Origin of the sequence: Demequina sp. (genome assembly GCF_047975725.1) — a bacterium.
GTDB lineage: Bacteria > Actinomycetota > Actinomycetes > Actinomycetales > Demequinaceae > Demequina.
On the sequence record NZ_JBKEED010000010.1, the window covers coordinates 1 to 12,927 of the forward strand.

The 12,927-nt window shown below is 68.9% G+C and carries 14 protein-coding genes; 6 read left to right on the forward strand and 8 right to left on the reverse strand.

The window, feature by feature from the left end; translation table 11 throughout:
• The first annotated feature begins 29 nt into the window (after positions 1–29).
• From ACK5NO_RS02030 to ACK5NO_RS02040, 3 genes are read left to right on the forward strand one after another with little or no spacing between them, the layout of a single operon-like run.
• Positions 30–539, forward strand: coding sequence for a TetR/AcrR family transcriptional regulator (locus ACK5NO_RS02030; RefSeq protein ID WP_416811001.1), 510 nt, complete (start codon positions 30–32; stop codon positions 537–539).
• Positions 536–883, forward strand: a complete 348-nt coding sequence (locus ACK5NO_RS02035; protein WP_416811002.1) for a DMT family transporter — start codon at positions 536–538, stop codon at positions 881–883. The genes ACK5NO_RS02030 and ACK5NO_RS02035 overlap by 4 nt, the downstream gene beginning before the upstream one ends.
• Entirely contained in the window at positions 880–1,209 is a 330-nt protein-coding gene (locus tag ACK5NO_RS02040) for a DMT family transporter (protein WP_416811003.1), read from the forward strand. The genes ACK5NO_RS02035 and ACK5NO_RS02040 overlap by 4 nt, the downstream gene beginning before the upstream one ends.
• 34 nt (positions 1,210–1,243) lie before the next feature.
• On the opposite strand, the gene ACK5NO_RS02045 is transcribed toward ACK5NO_RS02040, so the two are convergent.
• The 6 genes from ACK5NO_RS02045 to ACK5NO_RS02070 form a co-directional block, all read right to left on the reverse strand.
• Positions 1,244–2,086, reverse strand: coding sequence for a MerR family transcriptional regulator (locus ACK5NO_RS02045; protein ID WP_416811004.1), 843 nt, complete (start codon positions 2,084–2,086; stop codon positions 1,244–1,246).
• Between the two features lie 69 nt (positions 2,087–2,155).
• On the reverse strand, positions 2,156–3,745 hold the full coding sequence (locus ACK5NO_RS02050) for an ABC-F family ATP-binding cassette domain-containing protein (RefSeq protein ID WP_416811005.1): 1,590 nt from the start codon (positions 3,743–3,745) through the stop codon (positions 2,156–2,158).
• 243 nt (positions 3,746–3,988) lie between these two features.
• Complete coding sequence (locus tag ACK5NO_RS02055) at positions 3,989–4,207, reverse strand: DUF4287 domain-containing protein (RefSeq protein WP_416811207.1); 219 nt, start codon at positions 4,205–4,207, stop codon at positions 3,989–3,991.
• Positions 4,208–4,254: 47 nt separating this feature from the next.
• On the reverse strand, positions 4,255–5,232 hold the full coding sequence (locus ACK5NO_RS02060; RefSeq protein ID WP_416811006.1) for an SRPBCC family protein: 978 nt from the start codon (positions 5,230–5,232) through the stop codon (positions 4,255–4,257).
• Positions 5,233–5,256: 24 nt separating this feature from the next.
• Positions 5,257–5,601 (reverse strand): ArsR/SmtB family transcription factor, encoded by a 345-nt coding sequence (locus ACK5NO_RS02065; protein WP_416811007.1) that lies wholly within the window; start codon positions 5,599–5,601, stop codon positions 5,257–5,259.
• A gap of 51 nt (positions 5,602–5,652) precedes the next feature.
• Positions 5,653–6,153, reverse strand: coding sequence for an SRPBCC family protein (locus ACK5NO_RS02070; protein ID WP_416811008.1), 501 nt, complete (start codon positions 6,151–6,153; stop codon positions 5,653–5,655).
• 110 nt (positions 6,154–6,263) lie between these two features.
• On the opposite strand from ACK5NO_RS02070, the gene ACK5NO_RS02075 reads away from it, so the two are divergent.
• From ACK5NO_RS02075 to ACK5NO_RS02085, 3 genes are read left to right on the forward strand one after another with little or no spacing between them, the layout of a single operon-like run.
• A complete protein-coding gene (locus ACK5NO_RS02075) occupies positions 6,264–7,565 on the forward strand; it encodes a sensor histidine kinase (RefSeq protein ID WP_416811009.1) in 1,302 nt (433 codons plus the stop codon).
• On the forward strand, positions 7,556–8,224 hold the full coding sequence (locus ACK5NO_RS02080; RefSeq protein ID WP_416811010.1) for a response regulator transcription factor: 669 nt from the start codon (positions 7,556–7,558) through the stop codon (positions 8,222–8,224). Before ACK5NO_RS02075 ends, ACK5NO_RS02080 begins: the two co-directional genes overlap by 10 nt.
• Before the next feature lie 9 nt (positions 8,225–8,233).
• On the forward strand, positions 8,234–10,138 hold the full coding sequence (locus ACK5NO_RS02085) for a cation:proton antiporter (protein WP_416811011.1): 1,905 nt from the start codon (positions 8,234–8,236) through the stop codon (positions 10,136–10,138).
• Between the two features lie 9 nt (positions 10,139–10,147).
• On the opposite strand, the gene ACK5NO_RS02090 is transcribed toward ACK5NO_RS02085, so the two are convergent.
• Positions 10,148–10,834: a DsbA family oxidoreductase gene (locus ACK5NO_RS02090; RefSeq protein ID WP_416811012.1), complete on the reverse strand. Its 687-nt coding sequence runs from the start codon at positions 10,832–10,834 to the stop codon at positions 10,148–10,150.
• Positions 10,835–10,896: 62 nt separating this feature from the next.
• Positions 10,897–12,924, reverse strand: a complete 2,028-nt coding sequence (locus tag ACK5NO_RS02095) for a GMC family oxidoreductase (protein WP_416811013.1) — start codon at positions 12,922–12,924, stop codon at positions 10,897–10,899.
• Between the last annotated feature and the right edge of the window lie 3 nt (positions 12,925–12,927).

Consider the following 12,927-nt stretch of genomic DNA (forward strand, 5'->3'; position numbering starts at 1 on the left):
ACCTACCATCCGTATGGTAGGTTTCTTCAGTGGCGACCAAACCAGAAATCCTCGATGCCGCGCTCAATGTCCTTCGCGCAGGCGAAGCGCTGACGCTCGACGCCGTGGCCCGCGCATCCGGGCTGACCAAGCCGGGAGTGGTTCACCACTTCCCCACCAAAGAACGCTTGAGCGTTGCGGTGCTGGACCATCTGCTCGAAAAATGGGAAGCCGACCTCACCGAGCGCGCGGGGGCCAATGCCGACCCGATCGGCCGGCTGCATGCCTACATCGAGTACGCGCTCATGGGCGACTTGGACCCCGCCGACCTCGCCCTCATGGCGGACCTCCGCCTGCGCGACAAGCTCACTCTTCAGTGGACCGAGCGCATGGACTCCTGGTTCGGTCAATCAGACCACCCGCACATTGTCGCGGCACGGCTGATCGCGGACGGCGCTTGGTTCGACCGCTGCCTTGACATGCTCCCGCTCGACGACTCGCAACGCGCCGCCGTCGTCGATGTCGCCCGGTCTTTGCTCCCCGAGGACTCGCGCTCATGACCCACTGGCTGTACCTCGCGCTCGCCATCGGGTTGGAAGTGACCGCCTCCCTGTGCCTGAAGGGTGCCCTCGACGCCACGTGGCTGTACGTCCCCGTGGCCGCTGGCTACCTCGGCTCGTTTTCCGCACTGTCCATGTCGCTGCGCCACGGCATGAACCTGGGCGTCGCATACGGCATCTGGGGCGCGAGCGGCGTCGCACTCACCGCGATCATGTCCCTCATCATCTTTGACGAACCCCTCACCCTGCTGATGGGCATCGGCATCGCCGTGATCATGGTCGGCGTGCTCCTTGTCGAACTCGGCTCTCAGGCCGCCCGCAAGAACGCGCAGGCCACGCTGTGACCTCCCTTGCCCTCACCTGCCTGGTCGCCGCGATCGTCACCGAGGTCACTGCGACCCTCTCGCTACGCATGGCAACCTCCGGACGCAAGCTCTGGTGGTTCGCCGTCGCAGGCGGCTATACGTTCGCCTTCACCATGCTCTCCGTCGTCCTCGCCGAAGGTGTCGCGCTCGGCGTCGCCTACGGCATCTGGACTGCGGCCGGCGTCGCTCTCACTGCCATCCTGAGCCGCATCTTCTTCGAAGAACCACTGACATGGGTCATGAGCCTCGGGCTCATTCTCATCATGGGCGGAGTCCTGCTGGTTGAGCTTGGCGCCGCCCACTAGAGCTGCTGCCCAAACGGTGACCGGGCCGCGGCCCTCACCCCCGCGCGAAGGGATACGCCACCGAGGCCACCACGTCGTCCATCCCGGCGGCGAGCACATCGGCGAAATACACCTCCCGCGACGGCATGCCCTCAAGCACCGTGCCGTGCTGGGTCACCCACATGGCCACGGCGTCGTAGGCGGCAAGGATGTCCGGGAACTGCAGGCCGGCGCGCGTGACCTCGACGTAGGCCTCCTCGTGTGCCGCTTCGAGCCTCAGCGTGATGTCGCCTTCGGGCTCGGCGGGCCCGTCGATGACGATGCAGACCTCCACCCGCGCACTCTGATCAGGGGTGACGGGTCCATGGAAGATCACGTAGGTCGGACTGTCGGGGGTGGTGGTCTGGTCGCGCAACCCAGGATGGCGCTCGGCCCACTGGAAGAGGTCGTGGAACGCTCGCATGATGAAGGAATCGAGCTCGGGTTGGAAGAGCTCGGCGGCGATGACCGCGAGCTTGCGCTCGGGCACGGTGCGGGTCTGAATGTCCATGGGCGGCTGCCCCTCTCTGCGCAGGCGCGCTGTCACGTAGCGGCCGATGCCGCGACGGCTGGTGTGGCGGCGTTCCTCGCGCGACCACCACTCTTGATAGATCTCGACGGCCTCGGACGGTGACGCGTCAAGGATGCTCGCAATGGTGACGAGCGGCACGTCCACCCTCCGCAGGTCGCCAATAAGCGTCGCGCGCCCGATCTGATCTGACGTATACCGCCTGTACCCCGTCACCGGGTCGACGAACGCGGGCGCGAGGATCCCGTGTTCGTCGTAGTGACGCAGGGCCTTGATCGACAGCCGCGTGAGGGCCGCGAACTCGCCAATGCCGTACAGGCTTTCACTCATACAGCCGATGCTGGTCTCTGCCCCCGGGGGAGTGTCAAGCGGTCGTGTTGCTGGGTGGCGCACCATCCGTCACAGGGCGCGATCCACCAGGCCGTCCGGGCCCATCTCCCACACCCGCTGGACCCTTAGCTCCTCGACAAAGGCCGCGTCATGACTGACGACAATCAGCGCGCCTCGATAGTCCTCGAGCGCCTCGATCAGATGCGCGCGAGAGGCGAAATCGAGATTGTTGGTCGGCTCGTCGAGCAGCAGCAACTGCGGGGCCGGCCGCGCCAGGAGCACCGCCGCGAGCGCCGCCCGCAGTCGTTCGCCGCCCGACAACTGCGCCGCGAGCGCGTCCCCTGCGGCACCGCGGAAGAGGAACCGTGCGAGCGCCTCGCGCACCTCGTGCGGGCTCACGTCGGCGGCGCGGGCCCGCACGTTGTCGACCACCGTGAGGCGAGGGTCGAGCACGTCGAGCCGTTGCGGTAGGTATCCCGTCGGCACCCGCAAGTCCACCGTCCCAGACTGGGGTGCAAGGTCGCCCAGCACGGTGCGCAGCAGTGTCGTCTTGCCCGCACCATTACGCCCCGCCAGGACGATGCGCTCGGGGCCTTGGATACTCGCCGTCACCTCTGTGCCGGTCGCCAAGACGCATCGGTCGAGCGCGAGCACGTCCCGCCGGCCCGGCACGTCGGTGTCGGGCAGCAGCACGCGGATCTCGCGGTCCCGGTCGGCCGCGTCCTCGGCGCGCTGGAGGCTCTCTCGCGCATCGGCCAGACGGTCCTCGTGCATCCCCCTCACGCGACCCAGCGTGACCTGGGCCTGACGCTTGCGGGCATTGGCGAGGATCTTGGGCATGCTCTCTGCTTTGGCCGCACCTACCTTGGAGCGCCGCGCGGCACCCTCAACGTAGGTACGCAGCTCGCGATGCTGGCGCGCGACATCGGACTTCGCGGTGCGCACGGCTTGCTCCGCGGCGGCTCGTTCTCCCGCGAGGGCGTCCTCGTAGGCGTCGATCGCGCCGCCGAACCAGCGCAGCGATCCGCGCCTCAGTTCGCCAATCGCGGACACGCGCTCGAGCACCCTGCGGTCGTGAGAGACCACGAGCGTCGCGCCGGAGCGGGCCACGAGGGCGTCGAGGACCTGCTGTGCGGCCTGGCCGTCGAGGTTGTTGGTGGGTTCGTCGAGCAGCAGCACGTCGGGACGGGCATGCAAGGCGGCCGCGAGCGCGAGCCTGGTCATCTCACCTCCCGATAACTCACCCACCGTGCGGTCGAGGGTGTCGGGAGGCAAACCCAGCGACGCAAGGGTCGCGGCAGCCCGCTCCTGAGCGTCCCAATCATCGCCGATCACGTCGAAGTGACGCTGATCGACGTCGCCCGACTCGACCGCGCGGATGGCGGCGCGAATGAGCGCGAGCCCCATGGCCGCATCGGCCCTGGCAGACGGGTCAAGCGCGACGTCCTGAGGTACGTACGCGAGGCGGGGCGGACGGGTGATGGCGCCGGAGTCGGGGGCGAGTTCACCCGCGAGGAGCTTCAACAGCGTGGACTTGCCCACGCCGTTGGCCCCCACGAGGGCGGACAGGCCTGAGTCGATGGCGCCCGTAATGTCGCCGAACACAGGGGTGCCGTCGGGCCAGCAAAAAGTGAGGTGGGAAAAGGACAGGGCAGGCATAGGTTCTCGCAAATCGTCTGGTGGCTACAGATGCGCGTGGCCAGACTGAGCGTCTGGCGAACCTAGATCTTCAACGGAGTGTCCTCACGGCCGGGAGTGCAACGAGGCCAGCATACGCCCACTTCTGTGAGCATCACTTGCCTCGAAGGGCGGATGGGCGGCGATCCGTGGACCTCACTTGCCTCCAGGGAGTGGGCGGGACGGGGAGGGGCCAGGCGGGAGATTGGGGCCAGGCAGGGCGGGCTATTGCAGGTGGGACTTCGTGTAGTGGACCACCGCGTTGGCGTGGCCGTGGCCCATGCCGTGCGCCTCTTTGAGTACGCCCACGACTTCCATGTGCGCCTTGCCGGCCGCGAGTTCGTCGGCGACCAGGTCGAGCCACTCCTGCATGGGCTTGCCGTACTTGGCCTCGATGTTGGGGAAGTACGACTTGGGGCCAGCGAGCTTGGCGCCGGGCTCGATCACGGGCGCCGGCACCCGAGGGTTGCCGGCGGCCGTGGTGGGCGCGCTCACGCGAGCACCTCGCGCTCAAGCCGGGCGTACGAGGCCTCCATGCCATCGACCATGCCGGTGCTGACGACCATGTCGCGTACCTCGGAACTCGGGTAGGTGATGACGAGCGTCAGCAGGGCGCCATCGGTGTGGGGGGTCAGCGTGAGCTCGTTGATGCTCGGCTCTCCCTCGATGCCGATCATCTGCTCGGTCGTGACCTCGCGGAACGGCGCGTCGACCTCGAGCAACTCGCCGGTGAAGCCGAACGGCTCGCCCTCGACGCCTTCGTTGGGCGCCCACTCCTGTCGGAACGTGTCGCCCACGGACACCGCAGGCTCCGCCACGGTCATGGTCCAGCCGTCGGGACCCAGCAGCCACCGCTTGAGCAGCTCGGGCTCGTGGTGGGCGCGCCACACCTGCTCGACGGATCCGCGGATCACGCGCGAGACGCGGATCTGGGTGTCGGACAGGACCTGCAAGTCCGCCCCCTTGCCCGCCGCGAACGAGGCAAGGTCCGCGAGCACGTCATCGATCTGGCTCATGGCGGAGGCCATGCCCTCTTCCATGCCCATCGCGAGGAGCTGCTCGAGTTGCTCGGCCGATCCGAACCACGTGGTGGTGGTCATTCGCGAGCCGCCCTCGCGCTCTTCGAACACGAAGGTCATGCGCATGCTGGGCATGTCCGTGTTCTCGTTGCCTTCGCCGTCGGCAAAGGCGTCGCGGACCTCGAAGGAGTGCCCGGGGTCCACGGCCAGGAACTCCCACACTCCCCCGGACTGCTGGCCGTCGGGCCCCGTCATGTAATAGTGCGACCGGCCGCCGGGGAACACGTCGTGGCGGGTAAAGGTCGCTGGCCACTCGACGGGGCCCCAGAACTTCTCGATCTGGCGCGGATCGGTGTACGCCTCCCACAGGCGTTCGCGGGTGGCGTCGAACTCGGCGACCACGGTCATCGTGAGGGACTCGGGGTCCTTCGACACAGAGGTGATTGGCATGATGGGGACCTTTCGTGAGGGGTGCTACTCGTCAGCGGCGAGCAGCGCGTCAAGCCGGTCGATGCGCGCACGCCAGATTTGCTCGTAGCGGTCCAGCAGCGCCTGCGCGCGCCGGATCGCCTCAGGGTTGCCGCGAACAATGCGCTCACGGCCGTGGGGATGCTTGGTCACGAGACCCGCTCCCTCCAACACCGCGACGTGCTTTTGCACCGCCGCGAAGGACATGTGGTAGGCGCCGGCAAGGTCGGAGACGGACGCCTCTGCTTCGAGGGTACGTCTGACGATGTCGCGGCGCGTGGCGTCGGCGAGTGCCCGGAAGATCCGGTCCACCTCGTCGTCGGTGAGCTCCGTGGAGTGTCGTACAACCATTTGGTTGTACATTACGCCGGGCCGATGCGGGTGTCAACAGATCTCCCACCGTCAGCCCTCGCCGCGCGAGTACAGCCGCTGCAGTTCCTCAAAGTGCTCGTCGGAGTACACCGCCGCAGGCGTCCCGCCCTCAAGGAGCTCCCCGAGCCGGTCCAGGTGCCAGTGCCATCCGGCCGCGAAGTCGGGCGAATGAGGGTGCGGCGCGAGGTGGTCAAAGGTGAGCCACGTACCGTCGCCGTCAGCGTCGAGCATGAAGCACACGTGCCAGTGGCCCTCGTGGCCACCCCACGCGTACTCGAGCACCCGCGGCTCATCGCAGGCAATCACGTCGCCCACGATGGGGGTGTCCGGCGCATCGAAGCGCACCGTGCCGCCCGGTCGCGGCTCGAGTTCCATGCGAAACGCCCACGCCGCTGTCGCATCAGGCTCGACGAGCGCGCGCCACACCTCGTGCGGCGCGTACGGCAGGCGCCTTTCAAACCGCAGCACTGCGACGCCGTCGACGTCGATGACACGGCCGTATTCGGCAGGATCCATCGGTGCATCCCCCATGCGGCCAGTGTGCCCCAGCAGCGCCCGGTGTGCAGGACGGGGGAAAACCCCACCCCACCATGGCGGAGCGCACCAGTGTCCCTTCTCGCCGCCGCCGGTTCGATGGAATCATGACCACTACCACCATGAACACCTCCGCCCCCACCGCCACCGCGCCTGTACGCGATGACCGCCCCTACCTCGCCCGCACCCTGACTCGGCTCGGGCGCGAACTGGGCTATCTGCTGCTCTCACTGCCCATCGCGCTCGCCGCGTTCGTCACGCTCGTGACCCTCGCCGCTCTGTCGCTGGGCACGCTCGTAGTGTGGGTGGGCCTGCCCCTCGGTGCCGCCACCCTGGGCACCGCGCGCGGCTTCGCACAACTCGAGCGCACCCGCCTGAGCGCCCTGGGCGACGGCGAGGTCCATGGCCTCTATGCGTCTCACCCGGCCGATGCGGGGGCCATCCGCCACATGCTCGCCACCTTCCGTGACCCGCAACGGTGGCGAGACCTCCTGCACGCGGTCGCCACGTTCCCCTTGACGGTCGCCACGTGGAGCATCGCCCTCGCGTGGACCGTGACCGCCGCCGCAGGCATCACGGTGTACGCCTGGCACTGGGCACTTCCCGAGAACCCCCCGACGGACGTGCTCATCCTGGAGTGGCTCAACTCTCCCGCCGGACAGTTCATCATTGGCGTGATCTTCCTCGCCTCGCTGCCTTGGGTCATTCACGCGCTGGCCTCGCTGCACCTGACGGCAGGCAAGGCACTCCTGGGATCCACCGAGGCCGCACGCCTGAGCGCAGAGGTCAACCGACTCAAGGACGCCGGACGTGCCGCAGCATCGGCAGAATCGACGTCCCTGCGACGGATCGAACGCGACCTCCACGACGGTCCCCAGCAGCGCCTGATTCGCCTCCAGATGGACGCGCAGGCTGCCGAGCGGCGACTCGAGTCCGACCCCGAGGGCGCCCGCGCGGCGCTCGCGTCGATCCGCGAACAAAGCGCCGAGGCCCTCGCCGAACTGCGCAGCCTCACACGGGGATTTGCGCCTCCACTGCTCACTGAGCGCGGCCTGACCGCCGCCCTGGAGTCACTGGCGGAGCGCTCCACCGTGCCCACCACGGTCACCGCCCGCCTCACGGAACCGCTCGGTATCGCCGCAGAGACCGCCGCCTACTTCACCGCGTCCGAGGCGCTCGCGAACATCGCCAAGCATGCCGGCGCATCGGCCGCTACCGTGACCGTCACCACGAGTGCGGGACGGTTGACGCTCACTGTCACCGACGACGGCAAGGGAGGGGCGAGCGCGGCCAAGGGTCACGGCCTCCAGGGCCTCAGCGAGCGCATCGAGGGCGTCGGTGGCAGGCTGACCATCGCCGACAACCCGACGGGAGGCACCGTCGTGACCGCGGAGGTCCCGTGCACGTAGTGATCGCAGACGACTCTGCACTCTTGCGCGAGGGCCTGGTGCGCCTGCTCGACGAGCTCGGCCACCAGGTTCTCGCGTCGGTATCGACCGCCACCGAGCTCGTCGACGCCGTGCGCCGCGGCCCACGACCGGACCTCGTCGTGTCTGACATTCGCATGCCTCCCACCCGCACCGACGACGGCCTGCGCGCGGCGCTCGCACTCCGCCAGGAGTTCCCTGGCCTGCCCTGCCTGCTGCTGTCACAACACACTGAGCGCGCCTATGCGGAAGACCTGCTCGCGGATGGAGCCGGCGGCGTGGGATACCTGCTCAAGGACCGCGTCACCGACCTTGAGGCCTTCGAACGCGCGCTTCAGACTGTTGCGGCCGGCGGCACTGCACTCGACCCCGACCTCGCCGCCCGGCTCGTCCAACGACGCTGCGATCCGCTCGAGGCTCTCACGGCTCGGGAGCGGGAAGTCCTCACCCTCATGGCCGAGGGCCGCTCCAACGGGGGCATCCAAGACGCCTTGGTGCTCTCGGCCGGCGCCGTCGAAAAGCACATCTCCGCCATCTTCTCCAAGCTGGGTCTCATCCCTGCCAGCGACGATCACCGGCGCGTGCTCGCCGTCCTCGAGTTTCTGGGTGAGCGCCCGCACGGCAGGAGCACGCAGGTCTAGTCTCGGACCATGACCTTTGCAGGCACCTTGGTCGTCATCCTCGCCGCAGGCCTTGCCGCGCAGTTGCTTGCCACGCGCCTCAAGATCCCCGCGATCGTCGTCCTGATCGCGACCGGACTCCTGCTGGGGCCCCTGTCGGGAATCATCGAGGTGCCGGCCAACTCCGAGGAAGTGAGCGCCCTGATCGGCCTGGGCGTCGCCGTGGTGCTGTTCGAGGGCGCGATGGACCTGCGCTTCCACGAGATCAAGGACGTCAAGGTCGGCATCCGCAGACTCACGATCCTTGGCCCGCCGGTCGCGATGACGCTGGGAGCGCTCGCCGCCTACTTCATCGGCGGCCTCGAATGGCCCGTGGCTTGGGTGCTGGGCGCGCTCCTGGTGGTGACCGGCCCTACCGTCATCATCCCGCTGTTGCGCCAGGCCCGCCTGAACAAGCAATCCGCCTCCCTGCTCAAGTGGGAAGGCATCATCAACGACCCCATCGGCGTGCTCCTGGCATTGCTGACGCTTCAGTACTTCCTCATCGCCGACGCCAACGCCGACCCCGACCTCGAAGAAATCGCCCGTGCCCTGGGGCTTGCCTCGGTCGTCGTGACCCTCGCGGGTGCGGTGCTGATCGCGATCGTCCTAGGCGGCGCCGCCGGCTACGGCATGGGTCTCATGTTCCGTCGCGGCTGGGTCCCCGCGCACCTTCGCTCGCCCCTGCTGCTCGTGCTGGTCCTCGTCGTGTCGACCGTCGCCGATCACGTGGTCAACGAGTCCGGTCTGCTCGCCGTGACGCTCATGGGCATCGTGCTGGGAAACATGAACCTCGCGGACCGCGAGCGGTTGCTGGACTTCAAGGAGGGCCTGTCCGTGGTCATCCTGTCCGCGCTGTTCATCATCATTCCCGCGCAACTTGAGCTCGATCAGTTGGGCCTCATCGACTGGCGCATCATCGGCTTTGTGCTCGCGCTCATGTTCGTGGTGCGCCCGCTCACGATCGCACTCGTCACGATCGGCAGCCCCATCCGCTGGCAAGACCGCGTGCTCATGGGGTGGATTGCGCCACGCGGCATCGTGGCCGCCGCCACAGCCGGTGTCTTTGGCCCCGAACTCATCGAGCGGGGAGGCTACGAAGACGGCGCGGTGTTCCTGCCCACGGTCTTCCTGGTCATCATCACGACCGTCCTCGCCCACGGCTTCTCCATCGGTTGGCTCGCACGACGCCTGGGGCTCGCCTCGGGAGAGGCCAACGGGCTGCTCATCGTTGGGGCCTCGCCGTGGGCACAATCGCTCGCGACCACGCTCACGGACCACCAGGTGGCCGTGGTCGTGGCGGACGGCTCCTACCAGCGCCTTCAGCCGCTGCGCATGGCCGGCGTGCCCACGTACTTTGGCGAGGTGCTGTCCGAGCACGCCGAGGAGCACATCGACACCAACCGCCTGTCCTACGTGTTGTGCGCCACGGACAACGACTACTACAACGCTCTGGTCTCGCGCGCCCAGGGCGCCGAGGTGGGATACCACCGCACCTTCATGATCGCCACGCACGGCGAGTCCCCCCACCAGGAGCGTCGCCTGCCCTTTGAACGCCGAGCCTCCTTCGCATTCGACGGCGCGTGGGACTACTTCCAACTCAACGAGCGCACCCAGCACGGCTGGTCGGTCCACACCACGAAGCTCACCGCCGACTTTGGGTGGGACCAGTGGCAGGAACGCCAGCGCGAGCGCAACGTCGAGTGGGTGCTCGTGGGCGAGGTGGGCCCCACGGGGTCCTTCAGGCTCTACTCCGAGGAGCAGCCCTTCATCCCCCTGGCGGGCTCCACGGTGCTGTACTTCGCGCCCGACCAGTCCAAGCGGGCGCGAGCGCTCGAGCGCGAGGCTCCCGCCGCATCGGCCCCCAGCGTTCCCAAAGGCGAGAACGCGAAGTAATTGAGGCGATCAGGCCCGCACTGACTCCTCGTCGGCGGCCCGCTGAGCGGCGACCTGCTCGATGATCTGGCGGTACTGGTTGGCCTCGACGCAGCCAGGGATGGCGATCCGGCCGCCCACGACGGTGAACGGCACGCCTGTGGCCCCCAGTTCACGCGCCTGCTCCTGGTCCCACAGCACCGCGGCCGCGTAGTCCTCGCCGTCCAGCACCCGCGCCGCGAGGTCGCGGTCGAGTCCCGCCGACACGGCAGCGGCGACGAGGTCATCGTGGCTCGACAGGTCGAGTTCGCCACAGAAGTGGCCGCGCTGGATCGCCGCTCGCACCTCAAGCCCACGCCCCGCCTCGGCGGCTGCGGCGATGAGCCGATGCGCGTCGAAGGTGTTGGCGGTGACCCGGTCAGACACGTAGGGCAGGCCCTCGGCACGGGCGAGCGCCGCGACCCGCTCGTCCATGGACTGGGCATCCTGCTCGGACACGCCGTACTTGCGGCTGAGCATGTCGAGCACCCGCTCGGGGCGCTCCTGGTGCGGATCGAGTTCGAACGCGTGCACCACCACCTCGATGGGCAGCCCCGAGTCGAGCGCCGCGCGGTGCAGGCGAGCCTCGCCTACGTAGCACCAGGGGCACACGATGTCGGCCCACACGTCGATACGCAGGCGCTCGGGGGAAGTCTCGGGCTGGAGGGCGTCAGTCATGGGGTTCATGGTGGTGTCAGTCACGGTGACCCCAACGCGCGCCATGCCGGGGTCATTCCAGATCAGGCGCCAAAGCCGTCGTCGGCGCCGTCCGCACCCACCGCCGCGTCCATGATCCGGTAGGCGTTGGCGATGATCGTGAGCACCGGGTCCACGCCCCCGTTGGTGACGAGCGCAGCGCCGTCGACCACACGCAGGTTCTCGTGACCCCACACCCGGCCCACCGGGTCGAGCACGCTCGACTCGGGGCTCACCCCCATGCGGCACGTGCCCGCCTGGTGCGGACCCACGCTCGGACCTTGGCCACGCGTGCGCTGTGCGTACGGCACCACCGTCAGCGCCCCCGACGCCCGCAGCCATTCCTCGGCTCGGCTCGTCAAGAAGCTCTGCACGCGCAGATCCTCGGGGTGCACGTCGCCGCTCAGCCGGGCCGCGGCCATGCCCCGAGCATCGGTGACGCGAGGGTCCAAGGTGACCCGCGCATCGGCCGTACTCATCTCGTGCACGGGCCCCACCACGCGCTGCAAGCGCGGCAGAAGGTGCGCCAATCCGGTCAGCAGTTCTTCGCCCGCGAAGGGCAGCAGGCGCGCATCTTGCAGAATGCTCAGCGCCGATGCGGGGGTCGGCACAAAGTCGTTCGCGAGCACACCGCCGCCCACCAGGCCGGGGTTGCCGTGCCGGAAGTCGTTGGTCGCGACGGCCGGACCGGGTCCCATGCCTTCCTCGACCTCGTCAGCGAACACCCCGACGGCGCCCGCGTAGACGTGCGCCTGCAGGTGGCGTCCCACCTGGTCGTGATTGTTGCCGATCCCGTGGGGCTCGTGGTCCGTGGGGCTGGCGAGGAGCAGGCGAGCGCTCTCGATGGCGCCCGCCCCGAGCGCGATCTCGTCGGCCTGGACCGTGAGCTCCCACGGTGCGTCGTCGACGCCGCCGCGCAGCACCACGCCAGTGACCCGACCCTGAGCCGAGGCCGTGAGTCGCACCGCCTGCGCGCCCATGACGATGGTCAGCCTGCCGGTGCGCGCCGCCCGCCACAGGGTGGTGTTCTGCGAGCCGGCCTTCGCGCCCACGGGACAGGAAAAGCCCACGCACTGGGCGCATCGGATGCATGCGGCACGTCCGCGATACGGCTCGGAGTTGACGAGCATCGGCACGGGGAGCGTCCCCCATCCCAGGTGCTCCGCGCCTTCGCGCAGACGCTGGGAGGCAGCGGTGCGCGACAACGGCGGCAGCGGGAACGGCCCAGAACGGCGGCCCTCTACGGGCGGCGGCCCCGGCGCCCCGCTCACGCCCCACTCGAACTCCGCGTGAGCGTAGTAGCGCTCCATCTCGTCATAGGTGACGGGCCAGTCCGCGAGCGCTGAACCCTCGGGCACCCCGTACGTGCTCGCCATCCGGAAGTCCTCGGGGGCGAATCGCCATGCCTGCCCGCCGGACACTCGCGTGCCCCCGCCCAGGGTCATCGCGTTGTTGCCCCAGCGCGGGTGCGACGGCGCCCACTGCTCGCCGGCACCGCCCATCCTGGGGTTGCCGGTCAGCGGGGGCCCGGACATGGCCTCAAGTCCCGAGTCCGCGTGGGCGCTGCGTAGGTGGTCGCGTGCGAGGGTGTCGGTCAGGGGCGCGTCGCCGCGCTCGACCACGAGCACCGAGCGTCCCGCCTCCGCGTACTCCTGGGCGGCCACGCCCCCGCCGGCCCCCGAGCCAACGACAATGACGTCGTAGCGCGCGCCCAGGTGGTCGTAGGGCACCACGCACGCGAGCACCTCGGAGGGAAGGTCCGTGCCTTCGGGAACGGCTTGCGGGGACTCGCGCCAGCCGATGTCCGGCCACGTCGCCGGGTACGACACGTGTACCTGGGTGATCAGTCGCGCGAGCCACTGGGCGTCGGGGTCGTGGTGCAGCGCCGCAGTGCTGACCCGCTTGGCGCGGCGGTTGAGGTCCGCGAACCGCTGGGCCCAGTCAGGGTGCTCGGTGGCAAGAATGCGCGCCACGCGCACCACAGTGCCGTCCTGGCGCGCGGCGCGCCGGTGCGCCTCGGGCAAGACCGCATCGGCCCACCCTGCCAGCGCGTCATGATCTACCCCCGTCATGCG

Coding starts and splice junctions, on each gene's coding strand:
- ACK5NO_RS02035 (WP_416811002.1), top strand. CDS start 536: ATGACCCACTGGCTGTACCTCGCGCTCGCCATCGGGTTGGAAGTGACC.
- ACK5NO_RS02045 (WP_416811004.1), bottom strand. CDS start 2,086: ATGAGTGAAAGCCTGTACGGCATTGGCGAGTTCGCGGCCCTCACGCGG.
- ACK5NO_RS02050 (WP_416811005.1), bottom strand. CDS start 3,745: ATGCCTGCCCTGTCCTTTTCCCACCTCACTTTTTGCTGGCCCGACGGC.
- ACK5NO_RS02060 (WP_416811006.1), bottom strand. CDS start 5,232: ATGCCAATCACCTCTGTGTCGAAGGACCCCGAGTCCCTCACGATGACC.
- ACK5NO_RS02065 (WP_416811007.1), bottom strand. CDS start 5,601: ATGGTTGTACGACACTCCACGGAGCTCACCGACGACGAGGTGGACCGG.
- ACK5NO_RS02070 (WP_416811008.1), bottom strand. CDS start 6,153: ATGGGGGATGCACCGATGGATCCTGCCGAATACGGCCGTGTCATCGAC.
- ACK5NO_RS02075 (WP_416811009.1), top strand. CDS start 6,264: ATGACCACTACCACCATGAACACCTCCGCCCCCACCGCCACCGCGCCT.
- ACK5NO_RS02085 (WP_416811011.1), top strand. CDS start 8,234: ATGACCTTTGCAGGCACCTTGGTCGTCATCCTCGCCGCAGGCCTTGCC.
- ACK5NO_RS02090 (WP_416811012.1), bottom strand. CDS start 10,834: ATGACTGACGCCCTCCAGCCCGAGACTTCCCCCGAGCGCCTGCGTATC.
- ACK5NO_RS02095 (WP_416811013.1), bottom strand. CDS start 12,924: ATGACGGGGGTAGATCATGACGCGCTGGCAGGGTGGGCCGATGCGGTC.